Source organism: Rhizobium sp. TAL182 (genome assembly GCF_002117725.1).
GTDB classification, from domain to species: domain Bacteria; phylum Pseudomonadota; class Alphaproteobacteria; order Rhizobiales; family Rhizobiaceae; genus Rhizobium; species Rhizobium esperanzae.
Genome location: NZ_CP021024.1, coordinates 996,483 through 1,020,959 on the forward strand (window position 1 = coordinate 996,483; position 24,477 = coordinate 1,020,959).

Below are 24,477 nucleotides of genomic sequence, written 5' to 3' on the forward strand. Positions count from 1 at the left end.
AAGCCGTCCTAAACCGTATCCCATTGAAGAGATAGGGGTGAATTTCAGTTTATGACAGATTTGTGACAGCGGCGCCCTTGAAGTAGAGATATAGTTGAGGAACATTGGCGGCGCCCCGAACCTTGTTCAGCGTCTCAAGCTTCCTTTTAACGATTGATCTATCGCTCAGGAGATTGCCATGGCTTCCGCCACCAATGATGGCCGGCCCGCGGCGGCTGAAGCCAATGCCGAAGAAAGCTAGATCCTATCTCGGCCGGCTGGCAGGCGCGACCGATCAGCTCTTGAGGGGGGAAGCAATCGAGCAGTTTGCGGCGATCTGTTATCGAAAAGTCGGCGACAACTTGGTTGATATCCTCCTGGTCACGTCGCGCGACAGCGGCCGCTGGATCATTCCCAAGGGCTGGCCTATTGCGAAGCTCGCACCCCACCAGGTTGCCGAGCGCGAGGCTTGGGAGGAGGCCGGGGTGAAGGGTAAGGCCAGGAAGCGCCCCTTTGGCTTCTACACCTATATCAAGACGCTGGCCAACGGGGAGCGCGTTCCTTCCGTCGTTCAGGTCCATCTCTTGCAAGCCGAAAGAATTGACGAGAAGTTTCCGGAGGAAAAACAACGAAACAGCCGATGGCTCCCGCCGCTCGAAGCCGCTGCTCTCGTCCGCGAGCCCGAACTGAAAAGCTTGCTCGGCAAGGTTGAAAGAGCGGTGGTGAAGCCGCCTAAGGCGTGATGCCGAATGTCGGGATGGCTCCAGCTCTTTCGTCAGCCGACCTTGTAGCGATAGAACTTGCTGTCCACCGCCATCAGCGGAAACGAGCGGGGCAGGGCGCCCTTGGCGATCTCGGTAAAGCCGTTCTTCTCGTAGAAGCGATGGGCGGCGACGAATTTGTCCGTCGTGCCGAGGAAGATATCGGTAAGGCCGGCATCTCTGGCGTGATCGAACAGACGCTCGAGAAGCCGCGCCGCCACGCCGTGTTCGCGGCCGCGAACCTCGGCGGCGACGAACATCTTGCGCAGTGCCGCCTGATTGTTGCCGATGTCCTTCAGCCCAAGCGTGCCGACAATCGCGCCGTCCTTGACGGCGACCCAGAACTCACCTTTGCCGGACTGATAGAAATCCGGGATGACCCTGAGATCCGGCTGGGCATCGGCTGTGATGTCGATGCCGAACTCCTCGCGCTGGATCGGCAGGATCACCGACAGCACGTCATCGGCATCGCCGGCGACAAAGGATCTGATTTCGATCTCTGCCATCATGAAATCCTCAGCCTCAGGTCTGCGTGCCGCCGACGGTGATCTGATCCATGCGCAGATGCGGCTGGCCGACGCCGACCGGAACCCATTGGCCGGCCTTGCCGCAATTGCCGATGCCGGTATCGAGCTTCATGTCGTTGCCGATCATCGACACCCGCTTCATCGCATCCGGGCCGTTGCCGATCAGCATGGCGCCCTTGATCGGTGCGCCGACTTTGCCGTTCTCGATCAGATAGGCCTCGGTGCAGCCGAAGACGAATTTGCCCGAGGTGATGTCGACCTGGCCACCGCCGAAGGAGACGGCATAGATGCCCTTCTTCACCGAGGCGATGATTTCATCCGGCGTCTTGTCGCCGCCGAGCATATAGGTATTGGTCATGCGCGGCATCGGCACATGGGCATAGCCCTGGCGGCGGCCGTTGCCGGTGGGCGCCATGCCCATCAACCGGGCATTCTGCCGGTCCTGCATGTAGCCGACGAGCTTGCCGTTTTCGATCAGCACATTGTAGCCGGACGGCGTGCCCTCGTCGTCGATGGTGATCGAGCCGCGGCGGTTGTCGATCGTACCATCGTCGACGACGGTAACGCCGTGAGCGGCGACGATCTGGCCGAGAAGCCCGGCAAAGGCCGACGTCTTCTTGCGGTTGAAATCGCCTTCCAGCCCGTGGCCGACGGCCTCGTGCAGCATAACCCCCGGCCAGCCGGAACCGAGAACGACATCCATGGTGCCGGCCGGCGCATCGATGGCTTCCAGATTGACGAGCGCCTGGCGCAGCGCCTCGTCGGCGCCGAGCTTCCAGCTTCCCGTTGCGATGAAATCGCCGAAGCCGATGCGGCCGCCCTGGCCATAGGAGCCGCTTTCCTGCCGGTCGCCATCGCCGACCACGACCGAGATGTTGATGCGCGTCATCGGGCGGATGTCCTGCACGCGATGACCGTCGGCGCGCAGGATGTCGACCATCTGCCAGCTTGCCGCGACCGACGCCGTCACCTGCCGCACCTTGTCGTTCTTGTTCCGGAGATAGGCGTCGATCTCGGTCAGCACCTTCACCTTTTCCTCGAAGCTCGGCGAGCCGATGGGATTTTCGTCGGTATAGAGCTTGCGGTTGGTCCGCTGGGGTGCGGCTGCATAGCTGCCGGCATAACCGCGCGTGACCGCACTGACGGCGTCGGCGGCCCGTTTCAGCGCCGTGACGGAAAGATCGCCCGCATGCGCATAACCCACAGCTTCGCCGGCAACGGCGCGAAGGCCGAAACCCTGCTCGGTATTGAAGCTGCCGCCCTTCAGCCGGCCGTTATCGAAGGTCAGCGCTTCGGCTTGTGCATGCTCGATGAAAAGCTCGCCGTCATCGGCGCCGGACAGAGCCTCGGCGACCAGGCCGCGCATCGCGGCTTCGTCGGCATCGAAAAGCGTCAGGAGATCGGTGGTCATGGTCTGGCTCCAATGGGCATGCGTTCGGGAATGCGCTTACGCATCTAGATAGGGCTCCTAATGGTAAGGAGTGAAGCCCTGCGGCGGAATTATTATTGCCGAGCAAGATGATCTCAGTGCGCGCGAACGAGATATAAGCGTTTTATCGGTTGGCGCTGCGGGGCGCTCCTGCCGAATGGATTCCCCCGCGCCAACATCAAATCTGGCTGGAACGTCACCCCATCCTCCGTCATCCCAGGCCTTGAGCCTGGGATCCATGCCCGCCACCGAGGGTGCCGCCTGGATGCTCGGGTCAAGCCCGAGCATGACGGAGAGTGAGGTGAGCCTTTGGCGCAAGTACAGCGACGGATGAGGGGCGGACCCGCGGCAGGCCGCCAGCTGCCCTTACGGCAGCGCGTCAAAACCCTCAGCAAAACCCTTGAGGTCGACGGGGATGCCGATGCCTTCTTCCGGGGTCTGGAAGACGATGAAGGTTGCCTGGGCGCCGCTGCGGAAGGTCTTCAGCAACTCGTCCTCGAGCACCACCTCGGCATAGCAGCCATCGGCGAAGCAGCGGACGAAATAGGCGCGGCCGATATCCTTGCCGTCGACATTGAGGCCGAGGCCGTTCGGCAGGAGCACGCCGAGCGGCGCCAGCACGCGCAGGATCTTCGATTTGCGGTCGGCCGTCTTCAGCACCACGACGGAAAGCCCGACCTCCGGCCGGTCCTCGGCGATGACGTTCTGCATCAGCGCGCATTGTTCCGTCGCCGCGCCGGCCGGCTTGTCGCAGACGACAGACCAGGCGCCGTGGTTGGATTTCACCGTGCCCGGCGCCTGCGGCTGGGTCTGGCCGGGCGTCACCTGGATATTCGGGGCGGCAGCCGGGGGCTGCTGCGCCGGGGCAGGGGCGGCCGGTGCTGGTGTGGTGGGTTGGGCCGGGGAAGGGGCGGGTTGCTGTGCGAAGACGGGCGTCGTCGCTGCGGCCGCGATGCTGGCAGTCACGAGAAGCGACCGCGCGAGGGAACGGAAACCCATGGAAACCTCTGGATATCGAATCATTGCGGCTATTGTTGAAGCTGCCCACCGGAAATGAAAAGCCCCACCCCGTGAAAACCGGGGGACTGCGGCAGAAATTGGACCTTTGTCAAATAATGTACGGGGGGCGGATCGGCCGGAAAGGGCATTTTTCATATGCCGATGAAAAACTTGGGATGTTTTGCCGTTCGGCCTGCCTGTGCTTTAAGCAAAAATGCCGCATAGACAATTGCTCCTGCCTGTTGCGGCAAATGCCAAACTGTGGTTTGAAGCGCTGAAGATGGCAAGGATTCTGCGTTCGATTTTGCAGGTCAAGCGCTCGAGGGAGATAATAAGGTGATGAAGAAGGCTTATGCAGCTCTGACCGCACTGGTCTGTCTGCTTTTTGCTTCCGGCACATATGCCGACCAGCCGACGCCGTGGCAGGCGACGCTGCAGCCGGCGGCGACGCCGATTATGCGGGAAATTCATTGGTTCGAACAATATACTCTGTGGTTTATCGTTCCGATCACGCTCTTCGTTCTGATCCTGCTCATCGTCGTCTGCTTCAAGTTCCGCGCCGGCGCCAATCCGGTTCCGTCGCGCACGAGCCATAATACGCTGATCGAGGTCATCTGGACCGTGGGGCCGGTCCTGGTGCTGCTCTTCCTCGCCATTCCCTCGTTCAACCTTCTGACGGCGCAGCTGACGCTGCCCGAAAATCCTGACGTGACGATCAAGGCGACCGCCACCCAGTGGCAGTGGAACTATGAATATGAAGGGTCGGGCGACAGCCCGCTCGCCTTCGATTCCTACCTCTTGAAGGATCAGGATCGCGCCGCCGCCGGCAAGGAAGACAAGTCGGTCTATCCGAGACTGCTCGCCGTCGACAACGAATTGGTGCTGCCGGTCAACAAGACGGTCCGCGTTCTCGTGACGTCTGCGCCGACCGACGTCATCCATGCTTTCGCCATGCCGTCCTTCGGCATCAAGATCGACGCCGTGCCGGGCCGCCTGAACGAGACCTGGTTCAGGGCCGAGCGCGAGGGCCTGTTTTATGGCCAGTGTTCCGAGCTCTGCGGCAAGGACCATGCGTTCATGCCGATCGCCATCCGCGTCGTCTCCGAGGACAAGTACAAGCAGTGGCTGACCACGGCCGCCAGCGACCTGCCCGGCGCCTACAAGACACTCATGGCCGCAACCGATGGTCCCGCAAAGACCGTCGACGTTGCCGAAGCACAGTAATTAAAGGGGATCGGGACAATGGCTGGACCTTCCGCTCACGACGATCATTCTCACGCCCACCACGACCATGCGCATGATGATCACGATCACCATGATCACGGGCACAAGCCGAGTTTTGTCAATCGCTGGCTGTTCTCGACCAACCACAAGGACATCGGCACGCTCTACCTGATCTTCGCGATCATCGCCGGCATCATCGGCGGCGCGTTGTCGGTGGCCATGCGCATGGAGCTGCAGGAGCCGGGCATCCAGATCTTCCACGGCCTGGCCTCGATGGTCTACGGCTATGAGGGCGATGCCGCCATCGACGGCGCCAAGCAGATGTTCAACATGTTCACGACGGCGCACGCGCTGATCATGATCTTCTTCATGGTCATGCCGGCGATGATCGGCGGTTTCGCCAACTGGATGGTGCCGATCATGATCGGCGCCCCCGACATGGCCTTCCCGCGCCTGAACAACATCTCTTTCTGGCTGATCGTTCCGGCCTTCGCGCTGCTCCTGCTGTCGATGTTCGTCGAAGGCCCGGCAGGCGCTTACGGCACCGGCGGCGGCTGGACGATGTATCCGCCGCTGGCAACGAGCGGCACGCCGGGACCGGCGGTCGATCTGGCGATCTTCGCGCTGCATATTGCCGGCGCCTCGTCGATCCTTGGCGCGATCAACTTCATCACCACGATACTCAACATGCGCGCCCCCGGCATGACGCTGCACAAGATGCCGCTGTTTGCCTGGTCGGTGCTGATCACCGCCTTCCTGCTCTTGCTGTCGCTGCCTGTTCTGGCAGGCGGCATCACCATGCTGCTGACCGACCGCAACTTCGGCACCTCCTTCTTCTCTCCGGAAGGCGGCGGTGACCCGATCCTCTACCAGCACCTGTTCTGGTTCTTCGGTCACCCCGAGGTCTACATTCTCATCCTGCCGGGCTTCGGCATGATCAGCCATATCATCTCGACCTTCTCGAAGAAGCCGATCTTCGGTTATCTCGGCATGGCCTACGCCATGGTCGCGATCGGCGCCGTCGGTTTCGTCGTCTGGGCCCACCATATGTATACGGTCGGTCTGTCGCTCGATGCGCAGCGCTACTTCGTCTTCGCCACGATGGTCATCGCCGTTCCCACCGGCGTGAAGATCTTCTCCTGGATCGCGACGATGTGGGGCGGCTCGATCTCGTTCCGCACCCCCATGATCTGGGCGATCGGCTTCATCTTCCTATTCACGGTCGGCGGCGTCACCGGCGTCCAGCTTGCCAATGCCGGTCTCGACCGCTCGCTGCATGACACCTATTACGTCGTGGCGCACTTCCACTACGTTCTGTCGCTCGGCGCCGTCTTCGCGATCTTCGCCGGCTGGTATTACTGGTTCCCGAAGATGACCGGCTACATGTACAACGAGTTCCTCGGCAAGCTGCATTTCTGGGTCATGTTCATCGGCGTCAACCTGGTGTTCTTCCCGCAGCACTTCCTTGGTCTCGCCGGCATGCCGCGCCGCTACATCGATTATCCGGATGCCTTTGCCGGCTGGAACTATGTTTCCTCGATCGGCTCCTACATCTCGGCCTTCGGCGTGCTGATCTTCCTCTTCTCGGTCTTCGAAGCCTTCGCCAGGAAGCGCATCGCCGGCGAGAATCCGTGGGGCGAGGGTGCGACGACGCTGGAATGGCAGCTGCCTTCGCCGCCGCCCTATCACCAGTGGGAACAGCTGCCGCGCATCAAGTAAAGCGCGCGGAAAACCGGACGCCGCACTCGATACGGCGTCCGGCGTAAGGAAATTCAGGACGGAATGATGACGGTTATCGACAATCACGAGGCGCTTGCAGAGGACGGCGAAATGTCGGAAGCGAGCGCGCGCGATTATTTCGAGCTCTTGAAGCCACGGGTGATGTCGCTCGTGGTCTTCACCGCCTTTGCCGGTCTCGTGCTGGCCCCGGGCCACATCAATCCCGTCCTCGGCCTGATCGCCATCCTTTGCATTGCCGTCGGCGCCGGCGCCTCGGGCGCGCTGAACATGTGGTACGACGCGGATATCGACGCCGTCATGAGCCGCACGGCCAAGCGCCCGATCCCGGCCGGCCGCGTCGCCCCATCGGAGGCGCTCGCCTTCGGTCTGGTGCTGTCGGGCTTTTCGGTTGTCATTCTCGGCCTCGCCGTCAACTGGCTCTCGGCCGGCATTCTTGCCTTCACCATCTTCTTCTACGCCGTCATCTACACCATGTGGCTGAAGCGCTCGACGCCGCAGAACATCGTCATCGGCGGTGCCGCCGGCGCCTTTCCGCCGATGATCGGCTGGGCCTGCGTGACGAATTCGGTGACGATCGAGAGCACCGTTCTCTTCCTGATCATCTTCCTGTGGACGCCGGCGCATTTCTGGGCGCTTGCCCTGTTCAAGATGCGCGATTACGAGGCCGTCGGCGTGCCGATGCTGCCGAACGTCGCCGGCGAGCGGGTGACCAAGCATCAGATCGTCGCCTATGCGGTGCTGACCGCCGTCTGCGCGGTGCTGCCGTCTTTCCTCGGTTTTGCGAGCTTCGGCTACGGCCTCATCGCCGCCGCCCTCGGTGCGATCTTCATCTACTGTTCCATCGCCGTCTGGCGCATGCCCGACGGCGATCTGAAGATGATCCCCGCAAAGAAGCTCTTTGCCTTCTCGATCTTCTATCTCTTCGCCGTATTTTCAGCCCTGATGATCGACCGGCTGGCTTCGGTCTTGGTTTCGCACGCTGGAGGTTGGTTCTGATGGATCTGGTCAAGCTCACCGAAAAGCAGATGAAGTCGCGCCGCAATCGCAATATCGCCCTCGGGCTGGTGTTGGCCGGCCTGGTCGTCCTCTTCTACGCGATCACGATCGTCAAGATCGGCGGGGGAATGGCCGGATGAGCGAAAAAGCCGCCGCACCCAGGAAGCAGGGCCGTAACAACGGCGCCGTCGTGTTGATGTGCCTGAGCTTCGTCTTCGGCATGGGCGCGATGAGCTATGCCGCCGTGCCGCTCTACCGCATCTTCTGCCAGGTGACCGGCTATAACGGCACGACACAGCGCGTCGAGCAGATGTCGAGCGTCGTTCTCGACCGCAAGATGCGCGTCACCTTCGACGCCAATGTCGCCCCTGGCCTGCAGTGGAATTTCAAACCGGTCGAGCGCGAGGTCAATCCGAAGATCGGCGAAACCATCCAGGTCAATTTCGTCGCTGAGAACCGGTCGAACGAGACCCAGCGCGGCCAGGCGGTGTTCAACGTCACGCCGGGCGAAGCGGGCGCCTATTTCAACAAGGTTCAGTGCTTCTGCTTTACCGAAACGGACCTGAAGCCGGGCGAGAAGCTGGAAATGCCGGTCGTATTCTATATCGACCCTGAAATCGTCAAGGCGGTGGAATCGAAGGATATCCACACGGTGACGCTGTCATATACGTTCTACCCGAAAGAGGGTCCGAAGCCTCTCGCTTCGAATGAGGGTGGAGCGGTGAAGATTGAAAAGAAACTTTGATCAAGGCTCGTTTCCGGCTATGCCGGGAGCGAAGTGAGGAAGACATCCGGGGATAGCCACATGGCCGATGCGCATCAGAAGAACCACGACTACCACATCATCGATCCGAGCCCGTGGCCGATTCTCGCCTCGCTCGGCGCCTTCATCATGGCGATCGGCGGCGTCTGCTATATGCGTTATCTGAACGGCGGCTCCTTCAAGCTCGCCGGCGCCGAACTCGCCAATCCCTGGCTCTTCTTTATCGGCCTCGTGCTGGTTCTCTATGTGATGTACGGATGGTGGGCCGATACGGTGAAGGAAGCCCATGAGGGCTCTCACACCCGCGTCGTCTCGCTGCACCTGCGTTACGGCATGATCATGTTCATCGCTTCGGAAGTGATGTTCTTCGTCGCCTGGTTCTGGGCCTATTTCGACGCCAGCCTGTTTCCGAACGAGGCGATCCAGGCCTCGCGCATGGCCTATACCGGCGGCGTCTGGCCGCCGAAGGGCATCGAAGTCCTCGATCCCTGGCACCTGCCGATCTACAACACCGTCATCCTGCTGCTGTCCGGCACGACGGTGACCTGGGCGCACCATGCGCTGCTGCACAATGACCGCAAGGGCCTCGTTCAGGGCCTGACGCTGACCGTGCTGCTCGGCATCCTGTTCTCCAGCGTGCAGGCCTACGAATATGCCCACGCTCCGTTCGACTTCAAGAATTCGATCTACGGCGCGACCTTCTTCATGGCGACCGGCTTCCACGGTTTCCACGTCCTCGTCGGCACGATCTTCCTGCTGGTCTGCCTGCTGCGCGCGCTGCGCGGCGATTTCACCCCGAAGCAGCATTTCGGCTTCGAGGCAGCCGCCTGGTACTGGCACTTCGTCGACGTCGTCTGGCTGTTCCTGTTCTTCTGCATCTACGTCTGGGGCGGCTGGGGCGCTCCGGTCGCCGCAGGCTGATCGGGACGGAATAAATGCAAAAGGCGGGCTCGGTGCCCGCCTTTTTTGTTGACGATTTCGCGCTTTGCCTCGCGAGCTTCCTCATACTCCGTCATTGACCCGAGCATCCACGCCGCGAGCATTTTGTTGGTTGCTGCAGGGACTAGGCAACGGGCCTCGACGAAAGAAGTATCTCTTGGAGTGCTGCGTATGGATGCTCGGCTCAAGGCCGAGCATGACGGAGGTTGAGGGGCACGCTTGGCAAGAGGCGTGAGGCAGCGTGCAAGGTGCGAGGTGCCCATCGGCGCTCAGCGACGGATAGAAGCACTACGGCGGCCGATACGCATTAGCGCATATCCGCAGACCCGAACCAGGAGGAATGGCAATGCAGGTCCCCGATCGATTCCTTGTTGCCGAGACGGATGGATGGCTGGTGAATCACCGGATCAATTCCGCTCTTCCCGGTTATCTCATGATCAGCTCCAAGACGGACACGAACCATCTGTCGGAGTTGCCCGAAGCAGCTTTAACGGAGCTCGGGCCACTGCTGGCGAGAGTTCAGGATGCGCTGAAACGGAAACTGAACGCGGGGCGCGTCTACATCGGCCGGTATGGCCATTCCCCCGGTTATCCGATCCATTTCCACGTGATCCCGATCTATGAGTGGGTGGAGGAGTTGTTCTGGAAAGACAGCCGATATCGCATCCTCCAGAGTTTTGCCGACGGACCGGGAGAGACCCCGACGGATGGCGCCGAACTGACCCTGTTCGTCTGGCGCGAATTCTGCGAGCGCGCGGAGCCGCCGCCGGTTCAAGGCCGGTCCGTCTCGGAGACTATTGAATTATTGCGAAGGGCGATGCGATGATACACTGACAGGTCGAGCATCGAGGAGGCTCCATGGTTTTTTGGGCAGCGAGCTTGTTTGGATTGGTGATCGGCTACCTCATCGGTTCCACGCCCACGGGCTATCTTGCCGGGAAACTGCTTATAGGCATCGATATTCGCGACCATGGCTCCGGATCCACCGGCGCAACGAACGTCTTGCGAACCCTGGGGAAATGGCCTGCGTCGGCGGTGCTTCTGGTGGATGTGCTGAAAGGCGCTGGAGCGATCCTGTTTGCCCGCTGGTTCTATCCGTGGATCCATAGATCGTTGTACGACATGCCGCCGGCAGCACTTGATCTGCAAGCCTGGCTGCACTGGGCCGTTTGCCTGGCCGGACTTGCCGCATTGCTCGGTCATAGCCGTTCGATCTGGCTGAATTTTAAAGGCGGCAAATCCGTCGCTACGGGGCTCGGCCTGTTGCTCGCAATATCCTGGCCGGTCGGTCTTGGCGCCCTTGCGGTTTTTGGCGTCGTGCTCGCCATCTTCAGGATTGTTTCCCTCGGGTCGATGCTGGCGGCTTTGACTGCAATCGCTCTCATCTGCAGCCTCGAGCAGCCCTTGCCCTATCGGTTGCTGGTGATTTCAGGCGGTGCTTATGTGATCATACGTCATCGCGCCAACATTCAGCGGCTGCTGTCAGGGATGGAGCCGCGCCTGGGGCAAAACAGCGCGGAATCGAAAACGGCGTCGCAAAGTTAGAGCGGCGGCGTAGGCCGTCTGCTGCGTCCGTTGCGCGGCCACAACCGACTGAGTGGAGGGACGGAACGGAAAGGTCGCGGCAAATCTCTTCTCCCCAGCGGGGAGAAGGTGCCGGCAGGCGGATGAGGAGGCTACACGGCACCGCGCCCGTAACCGCCTATCCCACTAAGCGACATGGGCGAGACAATGCTGGCGCGGTCGAACTTCCGCAACGTTTGGAAAGACCTGTTTCTGCGGCCCCCTCATCCGCCCTACGGGCACCTTCTCCCCGCTGGGGAGAAGGGGAGTCGACAAGCCGCGGCATGCCTTTGCCCATTTGGGCCGCGCCGCTTCTCTCACCGCCCGCCGGCAATCCGCTCAAAAGCCGAGGGTTCGGGGATGCCGAGATCGAGGCGCTGGCGGATCGCTTCGGCGCATTCGAGTGCAGTCAGCACCGAGGTATCGACCTCCATGTCGTAGATGCCGGGGCGATGAACCTCGTCCTGCCAGCGCTGCACCGGTTCGGGGACCGGCATCTCTTCGGAGGCTCTTGCATAGAGTGTCTCGCGCCCTTCTTGCTTGATCTCGCGCCGCTGCATGATCGTCTCGATCGGACAGCGCACGCCGACGAACAGCACGGAGAAACCCTGCAGGCGCCGGGCGCAATCGGGAAGAATGCCGAGCGGCTGCGAGTAGCTGTCGTGGTGGCCGAGATCTGCCACCACATTGAGCCCCAATCCGGCATGGATGGCGATCGATTCGTAAAGGGCTGCGTAGAGGAACGGCACGAGTTCCTCGAGATCCGGGCGCTCGCCGCCCGGCCTCAGGCCGATGCCGGGCAGGTAGCGTTTTGGTGTCATATCGTTATAGCCGTCGACGCCGAGGTTGATCCACGGCCCCTCGAATTCGTCCTGGATTGCACGCGCAATGCTGGATTTGCCGCTTCTCGGCGCGCCGTTCAGGATGATGATCTGTCCGGCATGGCTGTCATTGGTCATCAGTCTTCTTCTTCTGTTTGGCGCGAATCGCTCATCAGAACCGCGCAGGCATTTCCATTCGGGATGCGAATACTTTATGGGAGAGTTAAGGCAGCATCGAAAAGGCCGCGGCCGCAAGTGGCCGCGTAAAGGAACATCATGAGCGAGGACAGCGCGCAATTTCCACCCCTCGATCCGGTGAAAACCGGTTTCAAAGGCTGCTGCCCGCGCTGCGGCCAGGGCAAACTGTTCGATGGTCTGCTCGGCCTGAAGCCGCGCTGCGCCTCCTGCGGCCTGGATTATTCCTTCGCCGATTCCGGTGATGGCCCGGCCGTCTTCGTCATCCTCATCGTCGGCTTCATCGTCATCGGCATGGTGCTGTGGCTGCAGGTCAATTACGGGCCGCCGATCTGGGTGCATATCCTCATTTTCGGGCCGCTGACGATCATCCTGTCGCTTCTGACACTGCGCTGGTTCAAGGGCATCCTGATCGCCATGCAGTACCGCCATAATGCCCGCGAAGGACGTCTGAGTGACTGACGTCGATCATGCCGTGGCGCGCCGCCGGCTGCCTGTTATAACCGGCATTCTGGTGCTGATCGCCCTTGCCATCCTGGTTTCGCTCGGCACCTGGCAGCTGCAGCGCCTCCACTGGAAGCAGGGCCTGCTAGCCGATATAGCCGCGCGCCAGGCTGCCGCGCCGGTGCCGCTCGCCGATATCGAGGCAATGGCCGCGTCCGGCGGCGACATCGAATACCGCAAGGTCACCGCCACCGGCCGTTATATCAACAATAAGGAGCGGCATTTCTTCGCCACCTGGCACGGCCAGACCGGCTTTTATATTTACACCCCGCTCGAGCTTGCCGACGGGCGCATCCTCTTCGTCAATCGCGGCTTCGTTCCCTATGAGAACAAGGAGCCGGAAATGCGCATGCAGGGCCAGCTGACCGATCAGCAGACGGTCACCGGGCTCGCGCGCGCCAAACTTGCCGGCAAGCCGTCCTGGCTGGTGCCCGACAATGACGTCGCCAAGAACATCTTCTACTGGAAAGACCTCGACGTCATGGCCGAGAGCGTCGGCTTGGAGAAGGCGCGCGTCATCCCGTTTTTCGTCGATGCCGATTCCACCCCCAACCCGGCCGGCCTGCCGATCGGCGGCGTCACCCAGGTGGATCTGCCGAACGATCATCTGCAATATGCTCTGACCTGGTACGGGCTTGCCGCCGTGCTCGTCGTTGTGGTGGCGATCTCCTGGTTCCGAAAACCCGGCAAGGCGCCTCGGCAATAGTATCGCTTCAATTCCCGGCCATATTGGGCTAGAGGTCCCTTACTCCCACGCTGGACGGAATTTTGACGGAACGGACATGACTATTGCGGCGAAACCTCCCTTGACGATCAGGCTCTGCGGTCCGCGCGGTTTCTGCGCCGGCGTCGACCGCGCCATCCAGATCGTCGTGCTGGCGCTCAAATCCTATGGCGCGCCGGTCTATGTGCGCCACGAGATCGTCCACAATCGTTATGTCGTCGAAGGGCTGGAGGCCAAGGGCGCCGTCTTCGTCGAGGAACTGGACGAGATCCCCGCCGAGCATCGCGCCCAGCCGGTGGTCTTCTCCGCTCACGGCGTGCCGAAATCGGTGCCGGAGGATGCGGCAAGCCGCAACCTCTTCTATCTCGACGCCACCTGTCCGCTCGTGTCCAAGGTCCACAAGCAGGCGATGCGCCACAATCGCCTCGGCCGCCATGTCGTCCTCATCGGCCATGCCGGCCACCCGGAAGTGATCGGCACGATGGGGCAATTGCCGGAAGGTTCGGTTTCGCTGATCGAGACGATCGAGGATGCCGATGCCTACGTTCCCGCCGATCCCGACAATCTCGGTTATGTCACCCAGACGACGCTGTCGGTCGATGATACAGCCGGCGTCATCGCCCGCCTGCAGGAGCGATTTCCGAACCTGACCGCGCCGGCGGCGGATTCGATCTGTTATGCGACGACCAACCGCCAGGAAGTGGTGAAGCAGGCGGCCCCGGGCTGCGATCTCTTCATCATCGTCGGTGCGCCGAATTCGTCCAATTCCAAGCGTCTTGTCGAAGTGGCGCTGAGGGCAGGGGCGAAGAAATCGATCCTGGTGCAGCGCGCCGCCGAGCTCGACTGGGAGGAGATCGGCGCGATTTCGACGCTCGGCCTTTCCGCCGGCGCCTCGGCGCCGGAGGTGATCGTCAACGAGATCATCGAGGCTTTCCGCGCCCGCTTCGATGCCCGCGTCGAGCTGGCCGAGACGGTGCAGGAAACCGAAAACTTCCTGGTCAATCGCGAATTGCGCAGCATCGAGCTGACGACGGCCGACATGGCCTTTGTCAACGGCTAGGCCGCCACCGCGTCCCGGTCATCACCATCCACAATATAGAGACGAGACCTCACTTGGCAGTCTATACCGATATCGCCGAAGACGATCTGAAATGGTTCCTGACGGAATATGATGCAGGCACGTTGCTTTCCTATAAGGGCATCGCCGAAGGCGTCGAAAATTCGAATTTCCTGCTGCATACCTCGAAGGCGCCGCTGATCCTGACGCTTTATGAGAAGCGCGTGGAAAAGAGCGACCTGCCTTTCTTTCTCGGCCTGATGCAGCATCTTGCGGCTCGCGGCCTCTCCTGTCCGCTGCCGTTGCCGCGGCGCGATGGCGCGCTGCTCGGCTCGCTCTCCGGCCGGCCGGCGGCGCTGATTTCCTTCCTCGAAGGCATGTGGCTGAGAAAGCCGGAGGCGAAGCATTGCCGTGAGGTCGGCAAGGCGCTGGCCGAAATGCATGTGGCTGGCGAAGATTTCGAGCTGAAACGTCCGAACGCGCTGTCGCTCGACGGCTGGCGGGGGCTCTGGGAGAAATCCGAGGCGCGTGCCGATGAGGTCGAACCCGGCCTGCAGGGCGAGATCCGCAACGAACTCGATTTTCTCGCCGCCGCCTGGCCGAAGAGCCTGCCGTCCGGCGTCATCCATGCCGACCTTTTCCCCGACAACGTCTTCTTCCTGGGCGATCAGCTCTCTGGCCTGATCGATTTCTATTTCGCCTGCAACGATCTGCTTGCCTATGACGTCTCGATCTGCCTGAACGCCTGGTGCTTCGAGAAGGATGGCGCCTATAACATCACCAAGGGCATGGCGATGCTCGAGGGTTATCAGAGCGTCAGGCCGTTGAGCGAGACAGAGATCGCCGCCCTGCCGGTGCTCGCGCGCGGCTCGGCGCTGCGCTTCTTCCTGACCCGGCTCTATGATTGGCTGACGACGCCGGAAGGCGCGATGGTCACCAAGAAGGACCCGCTCGAATATCTGCGCAAGCTGCGCTTTCACCGCCAGATCGTCTCGGCCGCCGAATACGGATTGAGCCGATGAAACACGTCGATATCTTCACCGACGGCGCATGCTCCGGCAATCCCGGTCCGGGCGGCTGGGGCGCGGTGTTGCGGTATGGTGAGGTCGAAAAGGAGCTTTGCGGCGGCGAGGCGGAGACGACCAACAACCGCATGGAGTTGATGGCCGCGATCTCGGCGCTGCAGGCGCTGAAGAGCCCTTGCGAGGTCGACCTCTATACCGACAGCGCCTACGTCAAGGACGGTATATCCAAGTGGATCTTCGGCTGGAAAAAAAACGGCTGGAAGACATCGGACAAGAAGCCGGTGAAGAACGCCGAGCTCTGGCAGGCGCTGGAAGAAGCCCGCAACCGCCACAAGGTGACGCTGCACTGGGTCAAGGGCCACGCCGGCCACCCGGAAAACGAACGCGCCGATGAACTTGCGCGCCGGGGCATGGAGCCGTTCAAGAAGGGCAAGGCGGTTTCGTTTTAAAGGGGTGTGCGGTTTTGCCGTTGCGCACCTCTCTCTTTATTAAAGCGCTGGCGGCATGAATGTGCCCGTCGGTTCAACCCAATCTCCGTCATGCTCGGGCTTGACCCGAGCATCCACGCCGACACCTACCAGCAGGGGCATGGATCCTCGGCTCAAGGCCGAGGATGACGGAATATGTGGTGTCGTCCCGGCCAATTCGTCCCCGAAAGCCGACAACGGGCGGAGGCGGACTCATCCGATAACGAGCACGGGATGAGGATGGGAGAGGCTTTGCATCTCACTGCTGCGGCGCCGTCGCCCCGGCCTGGATCAGCCGGTGCAGATATTCGAGCTTGGCAACCACGGGCGACGACAGCACGAAGGGGTAGGAGTCGGGCTGGCCCATGCTGCGCTGGATGGCGTTGATCGCGATGCTGAGCGGCACCCAGGCGCTGACGAGCTGCTCGGCGCTCTTCGCCCTGTACGGGAGGAAATCCACCTCGCCAGCGATTTCCTCGTGGCCGCGCGGATCGATGGCGATGCCGAAGGCGCGGGCCGTCTCCAGTGTGTCGACGATATGGAGGTAATGCGCAAAGCATTCGGCGAAATCCTCCCAGGGGTGCGATGCGGCATAGGCGCTGATGAAATGATCCTGCCATCCCAAAGGCGGGCCGTCGGCATAGTGTTTTTGCAGTGCGGCCGCATAATCCTGCCGTTCGTCGCCGAAGACGGCGCGGAAATCGTCGAGGCCGTCGCGATCGCGCACCAGCTTGTTCCAGATAAAATGGCCGGTCTCGTGGCGGAAATGGCCGAGCAGCGTGCGATAGGGCTCGTTCATCGAGCTGCGCGCCCGTTCGCGCGTCGCGTCGTCGGCTTCGGCGGCGCGGATGGTGATCAGGCCTTCCTCATGGCCGGTCATAGCAGGCACGACATTGCCGTTGCCCTGCAGGGAATCTTCGAGGAAATCGAAGACCAGGCCGCCTTGCGGATCTTGGCCGCGATCGGGATGCGGCAGCTTCCAGCGCAACAGCGAATAGAACAGATGACGCTGCGCCTGGCCGATGCGCCGCCAGCGGTCGATGCCGTCCTGCGTGTCGGTATTCGGAACCAGCCGGTTGTGGCGGCAGGCGGTGCAGAATTCACTGTCGCTCTCGCCCTCCACCAGCCAATTGCAGATGTCGAGGCCTGAATTGGCGCAGAAGCGCACGTGCCGGTCGGGATCGGAAACGAGCTGCCAGACCATCTCGTCGCGCGGCTCCAGTGCGTGCATGGCGAGGTCGCCCGGGAGGAAACCGAGCCGGTGATTGCAACGCACGCAGTGACGATTGTCGAAGTGGACGACCTGGTCGCAATTGTCGCAGGCAAAGAGTTTCATCGTACTGATCTCTGCAAGGCAGGGGCGGATTAAAAATGCCCGCTGCGCGCGTGCGCAGCAGGCATGGTTCGGGAGGGCTGAGCTGGTGGTTCAGAGCCGGTCGACGGCGCCTTTGAGCTTGTCCTTGACCTTGCCTGTTGCGACCTGTCCCTTGCCCTTGGCTTCCTGGACGTCGCCCTCGGCCTGCATGTCGCGATTGCCCGTGGCCTTGCCGGCGGCCTGCTTGGTCTTGCCGGCAATTTCGTTTGCCTTGCCTGAAATCTTGTCGCTGGTGCTACCCATCTGTGATGTCTCCATGCTCGGCGTCGGACCTCTCGTCCGCGCGGGAAGGGAACGTCACTCGCGCCTATTCGTTCCCGCGACCGCCAGGCGAGCCGCGACGGTCAGGCGAGCAGCGGCCGTCAGGCGTGGCCGGCTTCGGCCGAGAGCATGGCGGCGTTGATGCCCATGCCGGCGAGCGCCCGCTCGTATTTGTCGTCGAGGCTGCGATCGAAGATCAGTTCCTCATTCGCCGGGCAGGTGAGCCAGCCATTGTTGGCGACCTCGTTTTCGAGCTGGCCGGCCGCCCAGGAGGAGTAGCCGAGCAGCATGGTCGCACGCTTCGGCCCGGCGCCTTTGGAGATGGCGCGCACGATGTCGAGCGTCGCCGTCAGGCAGATGTCGTCGCTGACCGGGATCGAGGAGTCGCTGGCATAATCGTCCGAATGCAGCACGAAGCCGCGGCCGCTTTCCACCGGACCGCCGGTCTGGATCGGGAAGTCACGCGCCCGCTGCGGCAGCACGATCGGTTCCTCCTGCTTGATCATGTCGAGATGCAGGAGCACGTCGGTGAAGGTGAGGCTCTGCGGCCGGTTGATGACGAAGCCCATGGCACCGGCATCCGAATGCGCGCAGATGTAAATCACCGTGCGCGCAAAATTGCGGTCTTCCATGCCCGGCATGGCGATGAGGAACTGGCCATCGAAGAAGCCACGTTCCCGTCTGTTCTTCAGCGTAGATAAGGACATCGTTCCTCCTGCTGCCAGACCGCATCAAGGCCCCGACAAGAGAAAGATGGGCCAATGTCACCAATCAATCAACTGAAAATGAGGATTATATGGCCGTCCGCTTCTGGCGGCCAAACCGGACTTTCGATAAACCTTTGTTCCATGATGATTATTTCTTTGGCACCGCGCCGGCTTTTGATGGCGGCCATTTCGCTGGCCGCAGCCTTCGCCCCCTTTTGTTCCGCTAGGGCGGAAATGAGCGCCTGGGCCGAGGCCGAGGGCGGCCGTATGCGCCTCGTGGCGCTGGCGCCCGAGGCTGGCGGCAAAATCCGCGCCGGCCTGCAGATCGAACCGAAACCCGGCTGGATCACCTATTGGCGCGAGCCCGGCAACAGCGGCATTCCGCCTCAACTCACCATCGCGGCCGGAAGCGGCGTCACGCTTGATAGCATCGCCTATCCGGTTCCCAAGCACTTCTTCAACGGCGCCATCGAGGATATCGCCTATGACGCGCCGGTGACGCTGCCGCTGTCGCTGACGGCGTCCGGCAAAGCCCCGGTTACGATCGATGCGACGGCCTTTATCGGCATCTGCAGGGATATCTGCGTTCCCTTCCAGGCAAATCTCTCGGTGACGCTCGGCCCTGCCATCCAGTCGCATCCGGAGGAGGAGGCGATCCTTGCCGCCGCCGATGCGGCGCTGCCGAAGCCGCCGTCGGACGATTTCAAGGTCACGGCGCACGCGATCGCGCCGGACAGGAAGACACTGTCGCTGACGCTCACCCTGCCGGGCGCGGGAAAGAGCGCGCCCGACATCATCGTCACCGGCCCGGGCGGCTATGCCTTCACCAAGCAGATCGGCGGCAAACGCGACGGCGCCACCTTCAAGACCGATATGGCAATCGGCAAGCTGCCTAAGGATTACGACATGTCAGGCAAGCGCTGGGGCGTGCTGGTGATCGATGGCGACAGGGCGATGGAGACCACGCTTGCCTTTGACTGACCGGCACTTATAGTCGCCTGCGATCTTCTCGCGGCGCCCGCCAAGCCGGCCCCTACATCTGCCGCAAAACCTGGACAAAGGAGAAAACCCATGACCATCGCGATCGGCGACCAGCTTCCGGCCGCCACCTTCAAGGAAAAGACCGCCGACGGCTCTGTCGAAATCAGCACCGATCAGCTCTTCGCCGGCAAGCGCGTCGTGCTCTTTGCCGTGCCCGGCGCCTTCACGCCCACCTGCTCGCTGAACCATCTGCCGGGTTATCTCGAAAACCGCGACACCATCCTCGGCAAGGGCGTTGACGACATCGCCGTTCTCGCCGTCAACGACTGGCACGTCATGGGCGCCTGGGCACAATCCTCCGGCGGTATGGGCAAGATCCACTTCCTCGCCGACTGGGACGCCGGCTTCACCAAGGCCGTCGGCCTCGAAACCGACCTCTCCGCCGGCGGCCTCGGCCTGCGCTCCAAGCGGTATTCGATGCTGGTGGAAGACGGCTTGGTCAAGGCCCTCAACGTCGAGGAAAGCCCCGGCCAGGCGACGGTTTCCGGCGCGGCGGCGATGCTGGAACTGCTTTGAGTTTTCGATAGGACGGCAGCGCCGGCTGGTCTGGCCAGCAACGTTGCCCCCAACCTCCGTCATCCCAGGCCTTGAGCCTGGGATCCACGGTCGCAGTCGGCGAGGCCGGCATGGGTCCTCGGGTCAAGCCCGAGGACGACGGAGGGTGGGGTAAGCTCTGTGGCAAATCCAGCGATGGTGACGCAATAGCCGCTGCGTTGCGCCTCCTGCCAATGGCCCTCCTCAATCTCCGTCATTCCAGGCCTTGAGCCTGGAATCCATGGCCACCGCCGACGAGGCCCGGGGTCGGATGAAGCTCCGTGGCAAATCCAGCGATGGTGATGCAATAGCAGCGGCGTTGCGCCTCTGGCCAATGCCTCTCCTCAAACTCCGTCATCCCAGGTCTTGAGCCTGGAACCCACCACCGATCATCCTGCGACACGAAAGCCGGTCCTCCCGCCTCAATCTCGCCGCAATCGTTATAACATAACCGTAATGTTATTACATTGTCAGGATGAGCCATGCACCCGAGCCCCGATCGCCCCTCCGTCAGCCTGCTGGGACAATCGGCCTTCTCAAGGGTGATCGGCATCTCGGTGATCATAGCCGGGCTGTGGCTTACCATTCACTGGGCGGTTCTGCTGCCATGACGCCGTTGATCCGTCTCGACGATCTCACCATCGCCTATGACCGTCACCCGGCCGTCCATCATGTTTCCGGCGTCTTTGCGCCGGGCAGCCTGACGGCGATTGCCGGGCCGAACGGGGCGGGCAAGTCGACGCTGCTGAAGGCGATCATGGGGGAGCTTCGCCCGGCCGAAGGCAGGGTCGAGCACCGGCTGGGACGGGCGGAATTCGGTTATCTCCCGCAGGCGGCAGAGATCGATCGGCGCTTTCCGATCTCGGTCATCGACACCGTCATGCTCGGCGCCTGGAAGGCGAGCGGAGCCTTCGGCCGCGTGGCACCCGCCGATGTCAAAAAGGCGGGCGAGGCGCTGGCCGCCGTCGGTCTCGACGGTTTCGGCAGGCGCCATGTCGGCTCGCTCTCGGCCGGCCAGTTCCAGCGCGTGCTCTTTGCCCGCCTGCTCCGGCAGGATGCCGGCGTCATCCTGCTCGATGAGCCGTTCACGGCAATCGATGCCCGCACGACCAAAGATCTCCTCGACATCGTCGCTCGCTGGCACGGCGAGGGCCGCACCGTCATTGCCGTGCTGCATGATTTCGAGCTCGTCCGGACGCATTTCCCTCAGACGCTGCTGCTCGCCCGCGAGCTGGTGGGCTGGGGGCCGACGGCCGACGTCATGTCGTCCGCCAATCTCTTGAAGGCGCGCGCCATGGCTGAGCGCTGGGACGAGGATGCCGCGGCTTGCACCTCGCAAGAGGCGCCGGCGGCATGACGGTTTACGATCTCTTCCTCGCGCCCTTTGCCGATTTCGGCTTCATGCGCCGCGCCCTTGTCGCCTGTCTCTGCCTCGGGCTCGGCTCGGGGCCGATCGGCGTCTTCCTGATGCTCCGGCGCATGAGCCTGATGGGCGATGCCATGAGCCATGCGGTGCTGCCTGGGGCGGCGATCGGTTATCTCGTCGCCGGCTCGCTGTCGCTGACGGCGATGGGCCTCGGCGGCCTTATCGCCGGCCTGTCGGTGGCGCTGCTGTCCGGCGCCGTCAGCCGCATGACAGTGCTGCGCGAGGATGCAAGCTTTGCCAGCTTCTATCTCGCCTCGCTGGCGCTCGGCGTGCTGATCGTCTCGCTGCGCGGCTCGAACATCGATCTCTTGCACGTGCTCTTCGGCACCATCCTGGCGATCGATGCGCCGGCGCTTTACCAGATCGGCGCCATCACCTCGCTGACGCTTGTCATCCTCGCCGCCATCTACCGGCCGCTGGTGGCCGAATGTTTCGACCCGGGTTTCTTGAGAGCCGTCGGCGGGCGCGGACCGGTCTATCACGTGCTCTTCCTGCTGCTCGTGGTGCTGAACCTCGTCGCCAGCTTCCAGGCGCTCGGCACGCTGATGGCGGTCGGCCTGATGATGCTGCCGGCGGCCGTCGCCCAGCTCTGGTCGCGCAGCCTGCCTGTCATGATGCTGATTGCGACCGCGAGCGCCGCCGCCTCCGGTTATCTCGGCCTGATTGCCTCCTACCACCTCGAACTTGCCTCCGGTCCGACGATCATCATGACGGCGGCCCTGTTTTACGCCTTCTCAATCCTTTTCGCGCCTTCCGGCATTGCCCGGCGCTTCTTTCCCCGCCCGCATCTGAAGGGCTGATCTCAAGGAGACTTCATGATATCGCGTAGACTGCTTCTCTCCGCCGCCGCACTTTCCGCGCTGACGGCGCTCTCGGCCGCGCCCGCTTCCGCCGAAACGCTGAAGGTGGTGGCGTCCTTCACCGTGCTTGCCGATGTCGTCAGGCAGGTCGGCGGCGACCATGTTCATGTCACGAGCCTCGTCGGCCCGAACGGCGATCCCCATGAATTCGAGCCGTCGCCGGCCGATGCGAAGAATTTGAAGGCGGCCGAAGTCACCCTCGTCAGCGGTGAAGGGCTGGAAGGCTGGATGGACCGGCTGATCACCGCCTCGGGCTACAAGGGCAAGCCGGTGGCCGTTTCCGAAGGCATCAGCACCCGCACCATGGAAGAGGACGGCAAGACCATCACCGATCCGCATGTCTGGAACAGCCCCGTCAACGTGAAGGTCTGGGTCGCCAATATCGAAAAGGCGCTGTCATCAGCCGATCCCACCGACGCCGCCGCCTTCAAGGCCAATGCCGAGAAATATACCCGGGAGCTGGACGAGTTGAACGCCTATGCCCATTCGAAATTCGACGCGATCGCCGACGACCGCCGCAAGGTGCTGACCAGCCACGACGCCTTCGGTTATTTCGGCCGCGAGTACAAAGTGAGCTTCCTGGCGCCGCTCGGCCTGTCCACCGAGAGCGAGGCCTCGGCCGCCGACGTCGCCAAGCTGATCGAACAGATCAAGGGCGAGCACGTGAAGGCCTATTTCTTCGAAAATTCCAACGATCCGCGCCTGGTCAAGCAGGTCGCCAAGGCAACGGGTGCGGAACCCGGCGGCGAGCTCTATGTCGAATCACTTTCCGACGCCAAGGGACCGGCGCCGACCTATGAGAAGATGTTCCGCTACAATGTCGACCAGCTCGCCGCCGCCATGGCGAAATCGAGCTGAGAGTCGATCCGATAGTGAAAAGCATGATGCCGATATCCGCTTCGGCGTCATGCGCCCCTGTCAAACAGGCTTGTGGCGTCGCTCGACGCCCTTGGCCGCCAGGACCTCATCCGCGGCTGCCGATACGAGAAATTCCGAAAGCTGCCTCGCGGCTTCCGCGTCGCTGGAATCGGCGCCGATGCCCACGTCAAAGTCGATGTAGCTTTGAAGCTCTGCCGGAAACCGGCCGACAAGCATGACGTCGGGCGCGGCAGCGAGAATTGAGGTCACGGGGACGACGGCCAACTCGGCCTCGCCACGGCCGACGGCTGATGCTGTCTGCCCTCCCGGCGCGGCCACGAGCCTGGGCTTTACCTCGTCTGCTATTCCCAGCCGATCCAGCAGGCTGGAAAAATAGCCGCCGCTGGTTCCGTCACTGGCATAGGCGATGGATCTCGCGCTCTTCAATGCCTCCTTGAATGCTTCTGTCGATCCGACATCGAGCGGCCGGCTGCCTGCCTTGGCCGCCACACCCATCCCGATTCTGCCGAAGGCCACCTTGCTCCCCGCCTCGACCTTTCCCGAGGCGGTCAGCGCCTCAACCATATCTGGGTTGATGATGACGAGATCGAAAGGCTCGCCGGCCTCGATCTGCTTCTTGACCGTGGGATTGACCTCCCACCTGGCGGCAACGGTCAAACCGGTGGCCATCTCGAACTGGGGGATGAGAGCGAGGACGGCGGGTCGGACCGCGATCGCGCCAAAAAGCCGGATTTCCTGTTTCATGGCCCAGCCGTCCCCCATGCGCCTCAAATATTGAGATCGAAGACCAGGATGCCGGCGAGGCCTCCGTCCGTTGAGGAGACGATGCGCTCGCCGACTGCCACATGTTCTGGATGGATGAGATAGGCATCCCGCGCTTCGGGGCTTTCGAAGGTGACGGCAAAGCCGTCGACGAAGCCGCCGTGCAGTCCCTCGGGAGAAACATTCGGCCCGCATTTGATATCAACGATGCCGGGAATGACCTGTTTCAGGGCGGCGATCGCGGCAAACAGCGCCTGCTTGTCGTCGGTCGTCAGCGCGGTCTTCAGCCGCAGAAACACGCAGTGCAGGATCATCAGTGTCCTCCCGATTGTCGTTACCGGCAGAATAGCGGCGAACGCCGGGAGGGCAATCAGATTTATCGCCGGCCTGATCTGGATGGCCGGAGAGCTTATATCTGGTCGCCTGCTACAGGCGCGCGATTGTAGAGCTTGCGGACGAGCTCGCCGGACAAGGCGCGGGCTTCGTCCTTCTGCGCCGGCGTCATCGGCTGGCAGCTGTTTCTGAGATTGGAGCGGTCGAGCACCGTCGCCGCACCCGAATCGGCGATGACGAGGTACCAGCTGCAGGACGCAACCCTGTCGATGGCGACGGCGCCGTGGCAGCCGGAATACAGGCAGAAGGCCACGGTCTGTTGGGCGACGTGATCGCCCTTCTGCGCCAGCGCCAGCGATCTCTTGAACTCCGCCGTCCATCGCTCGCAATGGGGCTTGCCGGGCACACAGGCCTTGGTGGCGGGATAGAGGTCGGTCGCCTGCGCCGGCGAGACGAACAGGGCGCCGACCGAAAGGGCGAGCAGAAATTTGAGCATCGAATTGTCCTTATGCGATAGGAAAGAGGCGCATATCGCCGGTCGTTGGTCAATCACCATTCATGGGGGAGAGGCGCGCCGCGCAGGCGG

At 62.3% G+C, this 24,477-nt stretch carries 30 protein-coding genes; 20 read left to right on the forward strand and 10 right to left on the reverse strand.

The genetic code is table 11. The annotated features are described in order from the left end of the window. The first annotated feature begins 104 nt into the window (after window positions 1-104). Complete coding sequence (locus Tal182_RS04930; protein ID WP_348628985.1) at window positions 105-722, forward strand: NUDIX hydrolase; 618 nt, start codon at window positions 105-107, stop codon at window positions 720-722. Window positions 723-754: 32 nt separating this feature from the next. On the opposite strand, the gene Tal182_RS04935 is transcribed toward Tal182_RS04930, so the two are convergent. The 3 genes from Tal182_RS04935 to Tal182_RS04945 form a co-directional block, all read right to left on the reverse strand. Then, complete coding sequence (locus Tal182_RS04935; RefSeq protein ID WP_085860828.1) at window positions 755-1,246, reverse strand: GNAT family N-acetyltransferase; 492 nt, start codon at window positions 1,244-1,246, stop codon at window positions 755-757. 16 nt (window positions 1,247-1,262) lie between these two features. Continuing rightward, on the reverse strand, window positions 1,263-2,678 hold the full coding sequence (gene tldD, locus Tal182_RS04940; RefSeq protein WP_085858293.1) for a metalloprotease TldD: 1,416 nt from the start codon (window positions 2,676-2,678) through the stop codon (window positions 1,263-1,265). A 384-nt stretch (window positions 2,679-3,062) separates the two neighbouring features. Next, entirely contained in the window at window positions 3,063-3,719 is a 657-nt protein-coding gene (locus Tal182_RS04945) for an invasion associated locus B family protein (RefSeq protein ID WP_082929644.1), read from the reverse strand. Window positions 3,720-4,034: 315 nt separating this feature from the next. Here Tal182_RS04945 and coxB point away from each other — a divergent pair, with 315 nt between their 5' ends. The 8 genes from coxB (at window position 4,035) to plsY (ending at window position 10,902) form a co-directional block, all read left to right on the forward strand. Continuing rightward, window positions 4,035-4,919: a cytochrome c oxidase subunit II gene (coxB, locus tag Tal182_RS04950; RefSeq protein ID WP_064800920.1), complete on the forward strand. Its 885-nt coding sequence runs from the start codon at window positions 4,035-4,037 to the stop codon at window positions 4,917-4,919. Between the two features lie 18 nt (window positions 4,920-4,937). Further along, complete coding sequence (gene ctaD / locus Tal182_RS04955; protein WP_085858295.1) at window positions 4,938-6,638, forward strand: cytochrome c oxidase subunit I; 1,701 nt, start codon at window positions 4,938-4,940, stop codon at window positions 6,636-6,638. 66 nt (window positions 6,639-6,704) lie between these two features. Further along, entirely contained in the window at window positions 6,705-7,655 is a 951-nt protein-coding gene (locus Tal182_RS04960) for a heme o synthase (RefSeq protein WP_064805937.1), read from the forward strand. Beyond that, window positions 7,655-7,795 carry a hypothetical protein gene (locus tag Tal182_RS32110; protein ID WP_004672998.1) on the forward strand — a complete coding sequence of 47 codons (141 nt, stop codon included), beginning with the start codon at window positions 7,655-7,657 and terminating at the stop codon, window positions 7,793-7,795. The genes Tal182_RS04960 and Tal182_RS32110 overlap by 1 nt, the downstream gene beginning before the upstream one ends. Further along, window positions 7,792-8,400: a cytochrome c oxidase assembly protein gene (locus Tal182_RS04965; protein ID WP_064800922.1), complete on the forward strand. Its 609-nt coding sequence runs from the start codon at window positions 7,792-7,794 to the stop codon at window positions 8,398-8,400. Before Tal182_RS32110 ends, Tal182_RS04965 begins: the two co-directional genes overlap by 4 nt. Window positions 8,401-8,460: 60 nt before the next feature. Next, window positions 8,461-9,339, forward strand: coding sequence for a cytochrome c oxidase subunit 3 (locus tag Tal182_RS04970; RefSeq protein WP_064800923.1), 879 nt, complete (start codon window positions 8,461-8,463; stop codon window positions 9,337-9,339). Window positions 9,340-9,703: 364 nt separating this feature from the next. Then, window positions 9,704-10,183 (forward strand): HIT family protein, encoded by a 480-nt coding sequence (locus Tal182_RS04975; protein WP_085858297.1) that lies wholly within the window; start codon window positions 9,704-9,706, stop codon window positions 10,181-10,183. 32 nt (window positions 10,184-10,215) lie between these two features. Next, window positions 10,216-10,902, forward strand: coding sequence for a glycerol-3-phosphate 1-O-acyltransferase PlsY (gene plsY, locus Tal182_RS04980; RefSeq protein WP_085858299.1), 687 nt, complete (start codon window positions 10,216-10,218; stop codon window positions 10,900-10,902). A gap of 335 nt (window positions 10,903-11,237) precedes the next feature. Here the strand turns inward: plsY and Tal182_RS04985 are convergent, their stop codons facing one another. Further along, window positions 11,238-11,879, reverse strand: a complete 642-nt coding sequence (locus tag Tal182_RS04985) for a chloramphenicol phosphotransferase (protein WP_085858301.1) — start codon at window positions 11,877-11,879, stop codon at window positions 11,238-11,240. A 138-nt stretch (window positions 11,880-12,017) separates the two neighbouring features. On the opposite strand from Tal182_RS04985, the gene Tal182_RS04990 reads away from it, so the two are divergent. The 5 genes from Tal182_RS04990 to rnhA all read left to right on the forward strand — a co-directional run bounded on the left by Tal182_RS04990 (window position 12,018) and on the right by rnhA (window position 15,695). Then, window positions 12,018-12,398 (forward strand): DUF983 domain-containing protein, encoded by a 381-nt coding sequence (locus tag Tal182_RS04990; RefSeq protein WP_064800926.1) that lies wholly within the window; start codon window positions 12,018-12,020, stop codon window positions 12,396-12,398. Beyond that, complete coding sequence (locus Tal182_RS04995; RefSeq protein ID WP_064809748.1) at window positions 12,391-13,146, forward strand: SURF1 family protein; 756 nt, start codon at window positions 12,391-12,393, stop codon at window positions 13,144-13,146. The genes Tal182_RS04990 and Tal182_RS04995 overlap by 8 nt, the downstream gene beginning before the upstream one ends. A 76-nt stretch (window positions 13,147-13,222) precedes the next feature. Continuing rightward, window positions 13,223-14,224 (forward strand): 4-hydroxy-3-methylbut-2-enyl diphosphate reductase, encoded by a 1,002-nt coding sequence (gene ispH, locus Tal182_RS05000; protein WP_085858303.1) that lies wholly within the window; start codon window positions 13,223-13,225, stop codon window positions 14,222-14,224. Window positions 14,225-14,277: 53 nt separating this feature from the next. Next, on the forward strand, window positions 14,278-15,243 hold the full coding sequence (locus tag Tal182_RS05005; RefSeq protein WP_085858305.1) for a homoserine kinase: 966 nt from the start codon (window positions 14,278-14,280) through the stop codon (window positions 15,241-15,243). Further along, window positions 15,240-15,695, forward strand: coding sequence for a ribonuclease HI (gene rnhA, locus Tal182_RS05010; protein WP_011424310.1), 456 nt, complete (start codon window positions 15,240-15,242; stop codon window positions 15,693-15,695). The genes Tal182_RS05005 and rnhA overlap by 4 nt, the downstream gene beginning before the upstream one ends. 277 nt (window positions 15,696-15,972) lie before the next feature. Here the strand turns inward: rnhA and Tal182_RS05015 are convergent, their stop codons facing one another. From Tal182_RS05015 to Tal182_RS05025, 3 genes are all read right to left on the reverse strand, one after another. Further along, on the reverse strand, window positions 15,973-17,049 hold the full coding sequence (locus tag Tal182_RS05015) for a putative zinc-binding metallopeptidase (protein ID WP_085858307.1): 1,077 nt from the start codon (window positions 17,047-17,049) through the stop codon (window positions 15,973-15,975). Window positions 17,050-17,139: 90 nt separating this feature from the next. Continuing rightward, window positions 17,140-17,331 carry a CsbD family protein gene (locus Tal182_RS05020; RefSeq protein ID WP_064800933.1) on the reverse strand — a complete coding sequence of 64 codons (192 nt, stop codon included), beginning with the start codon at window positions 17,329-17,331 and terminating at the stop codon, window positions 17,140-17,142. A 119-nt stretch (window positions 17,332-17,450) separates the two neighbouring features. Then, window positions 17,451-18,056: a YqgE/AlgH family protein gene (locus Tal182_RS05025; RefSeq protein ID WP_064800934.1), complete on the reverse strand. Its 606-nt coding sequence runs from the start codon at window positions 18,054-18,056 to the stop codon at window positions 17,451-17,453. Between the two features lie 141 nt (window positions 18,057-18,197). On the opposite strand from Tal182_RS05025, the gene Tal182_RS05030 reads away from it, so the two are divergent. The 6 genes from Tal182_RS05030 to Tal182_RS05050 all read left to right on the forward strand — a co-directional run bounded on the left by Tal182_RS05030 (window position 18,198) and on the right by Tal182_RS05050 (window position 22,775). After that, on the forward strand, window positions 18,198-19,037 hold the full coding sequence (locus Tal182_RS05030; RefSeq protein WP_170965921.1) for a protein-disulfide reductase DsbD domain-containing protein: 840 nt from the start codon (window positions 18,198-18,200) through the stop codon (window positions 19,035-19,037). Between the two features lie 90 nt (window positions 19,038-19,127). Then, window positions 19,128-19,613, forward strand: coding sequence for a peroxiredoxin (locus Tal182_RS05035; RefSeq protein WP_085858309.1), 486 nt, complete (start codon window positions 19,128-19,130; stop codon window positions 19,611-19,613). Between the two features lie 500 nt (window positions 19,614-20,113). Then, window positions 20,114-20,242: a hypothetical protein gene (locus Tal182_RS33080; RefSeq protein ID WP_257784647.1), complete on the forward strand. Its 129-nt coding sequence runs from the start codon at window positions 20,114-20,116 to the stop codon at window positions 20,240-20,242. Further along, window positions 20,239-20,988 (forward strand): metal ABC transporter ATP-binding protein, encoded by a 750-nt coding sequence (locus Tal182_RS05040; protein ID WP_085858311.1) that lies wholly within the window; start codon window positions 20,239-20,241, stop codon window positions 20,986-20,988. The genes Tal182_RS33080 and Tal182_RS05040 overlap by 4 nt, the downstream gene beginning before the upstream one ends. Then, window positions 20,985-21,857, forward strand: coding sequence for a metal ABC transporter permease (locus Tal182_RS05045; protein WP_085860831.1), 873 nt, complete (start codon window positions 20,985-20,987; stop codon window positions 21,855-21,857). The genes Tal182_RS05040 and Tal182_RS05045 overlap by 4 nt, the downstream gene beginning before the upstream one ends. Before the next feature lie 15 nt (window positions 21,858-21,872). Continuing rightward, the gene (locus Tal182_RS05050; protein WP_085858313.1) at window positions 21,873-22,775 is read left to right on the forward strand and encodes a metal ABC transporter substrate-binding protein; all 903 of its coding nucleotides are present in this window, start codon (window positions 21,873-21,875) and stop codon (window positions 22,773-22,775) included. A 60-nt stretch (window positions 22,776-22,835) separates the two neighbouring features. On the opposite strand, the gene modA is transcribed toward Tal182_RS05050, so the two are convergent. The 3 genes from modA to Tal182_RS05065 form a co-directional block, all read right to left on the reverse strand. After that, window positions 22,836-23,540, reverse strand: a complete 705-nt coding sequence (gene modA, locus Tal182_RS05055; RefSeq protein ID WP_085860833.1) for a molybdate ABC transporter substrate-binding protein — start codon at window positions 23,538-23,540, stop codon at window positions 22,836-22,838. 23 nt (window positions 23,541-23,563) lie between these two features. Then, complete coding sequence (locus Tal182_RS05060; protein ID WP_085858315.1) at window positions 23,564-23,872, reverse strand: Dabb family protein; 309 nt, start codon at window positions 23,870-23,872, stop codon at window positions 23,564-23,566. Window positions 23,873-23,967: 95 nt separating this feature from the next. Beyond that, entirely contained in the window at window positions 23,968-24,387 is a 420-nt protein-coding gene (locus tag Tal182_RS05065) for a hypothetical protein (protein WP_085858317.1), read from the reverse strand. Window positions 24,388-24,477: the final 90 nt, after the last annotated feature.

What these genes read in the sequence shown, in the direction of transcription:
- Tal182_RS05025 (WP_064800934.1), bottom strand. Translation starts at nt 18,056, where the DNA reads ATGTCCTTATCTACGCTGAAGAACAGACGGGAACGTGGCTTCTTCGAT.
- ispH (WP_085858303.1), top strand. Translation starts at nt 13,223, where the DNA reads ATGACTATTGCGGCGAAACCTCCCTTGACGATCAGGCTCTGCGGTCCG.
- coxB (WP_064800920.1), top strand. Translation starts at nt 4,035, where the DNA reads ATGAAGAAGGCTTATGCAGCTCTGACCGCACTGGTCTGTCTGCTTTTT.
- Tal182_RS05060 (WP_085858315.1), bottom strand. Translation starts at nt 23,872, where the DNA reads ATGATCCTGCACTGCGTGTTTCTGCGGCTGAAGACCGCGCTGACGACC.
- Tal182_RS05050 (WP_085858313.1), top strand. Translation starts at nt 21,873, where the DNA reads ATGATATCGCGTAGACTGCTTCTCTCCGCCGCCGCACTTTCCGCGCTG.
- Tal182_RS04990 (WP_064800926.1), top strand. Translation starts at nt 12,018, where the DNA reads ATGAGCGAGGACAGCGCGCAATTTCCACCCCTCGATCCGGTGAAAACC.
- Tal182_RS05045 (WP_085860831.1), top strand. Translation starts at nt 20,985, where the DNA reads ATGACGGTTTACGATCTCTTCCTCGCGCCCTTTGCCGATTTCGGCTTC.
- Tal182_RS04970 (WP_064800923.1), top strand. Translation starts at nt 8,461, where the DNA reads ATGGCCGATGCGCATCAGAAGAACCACGACTACCACATCATCGATCCG.
- Tal182_RS05065 (WP_085858317.1), bottom strand. Translation starts at nt 24,387, where the DNA reads ATGCTCAAATTTCTGCTCGCCCTTTCGGTCGGCGCCCTGTTCGTCTCG.
- tldD (WP_085858293.1), bottom strand. Translation starts at nt 2,678, where the DNA reads ATGACCACCGATCTCCTGACGCTTTTCGATGCCGACGAAGCCGCGATG.
- rnhA (WP_011424310.1), top strand. Translation starts at nt 15,240, where the DNA reads ATGAAACACGTCGATATCTTCACCGACGGCGCATGCTCCGGCAATCCC.
- Tal182_RS33080 (WP_257784647.1), top strand. Translation starts at nt 20,114, where the DNA reads ATGCACCCGAGCCCCGATCGCCCCTCCGTCAGCCTGCTGGGACAATCG.
- Tal182_RS04975 (WP_085858297.1), top strand. Translation starts at nt 9,704, where the DNA reads ATGCAGGTCCCCGATCGATTCCTTGTTGCCGAGACGGATGGATGGCTG.
- Tal182_RS05035 (WP_085858309.1), top strand. Translation starts at nt 19,128, where the DNA reads ATGACCATCGCGATCGGCGACCAGCTTCCGGCCGCCACCTTCAAGGAA.
- plsY (WP_085858299.1), top strand. Translation starts at nt 10,216, where the DNA reads ATGGTTTTTTGGGCAGCGAGCTTGTTTGGATTGGTGATCGGCTACCTC.
- Tal182_RS05020 (WP_064800933.1), bottom strand. Translation starts at nt 17,331, where the DNA reads ATGGGTAGCACCAGCGACAAGATTTCAGGCAAGGCAAACGAAATTGCC.
- Tal182_RS04985 (WP_085858301.1), bottom strand. Translation starts at nt 11,879, where the DNA reads ATGACCAATGACAGCCATGCCGGACAGATCATCATCCTGAACGGCGCG.
- Tal182_RS32110 (WP_004672998.1), top strand. Translation starts at nt 7,655, where the DNA reads ATGGATCTGGTCAAGCTCACCGAAAAGCAGATGAAGTCGCGCCGCAAT.
- modA (WP_085860833.1), bottom strand. Translation starts at nt 23,540, where the DNA reads ATGAAACAGGAAATCCGGCTTTTTGGCGCGATCGCGGTCCGACCCGCC.
- Tal182_RS04960 (WP_064805937.1), top strand. Translation starts at nt 6,705, where the DNA reads ATGACGGTTATCGACAATCACGAGGCGCTTGCAGAGGACGGCGAAATG.
- Tal182_RS05015 (WP_085858307.1), bottom strand. Translation starts at nt 17,049, where the DNA reads ATGAAACTCTTTGCCTGCGACAATTGCGACCAGGTCGTCCACTTCGAC.
- ctaD (WP_085858295.1), top strand. Translation starts at nt 4,938, where the DNA reads ATGGCTGGACCTTCCGCTCACGACGATCATTCTCACGCCCACCACGAC.
- Tal182_RS04945 (WP_082929644.1), bottom strand. Translation starts at nt 3,719, where the DNA reads ATGATTCGATATCCAGAGGTTTCCATGGGTTTCCGTTCCCTCGCGCGG.
- Tal182_RS05040 (WP_085858311.1), top strand. Translation starts at nt 20,239, where the DNA reads ATGACGCCGTTGATCCGTCTCGACGATCTCACCATCGCCTATGACCGT.
- Tal182_RS04965 (WP_064800922.1), top strand. Translation starts at nt 7,792, where the DNA reads ATGAGCGAAAAAGCCGCCGCACCCAGGAAGCAGGGCCGTAACAACGGC.
- Tal182_RS05030 (WP_170965921.1), top strand. Translation starts at nt 18,198, where the DNA reads ATGATGATTATTTCTTTGGCACCGCGCCGGCTTTTGATGGCGGCCATT.
- Tal182_RS04935 (WP_085860828.1), bottom strand. Translation starts at nt 1,246, where the DNA reads ATGGCAGAGATCGAAATCAGATCCTTTGTCGCCGGCGATGCCGATGAC.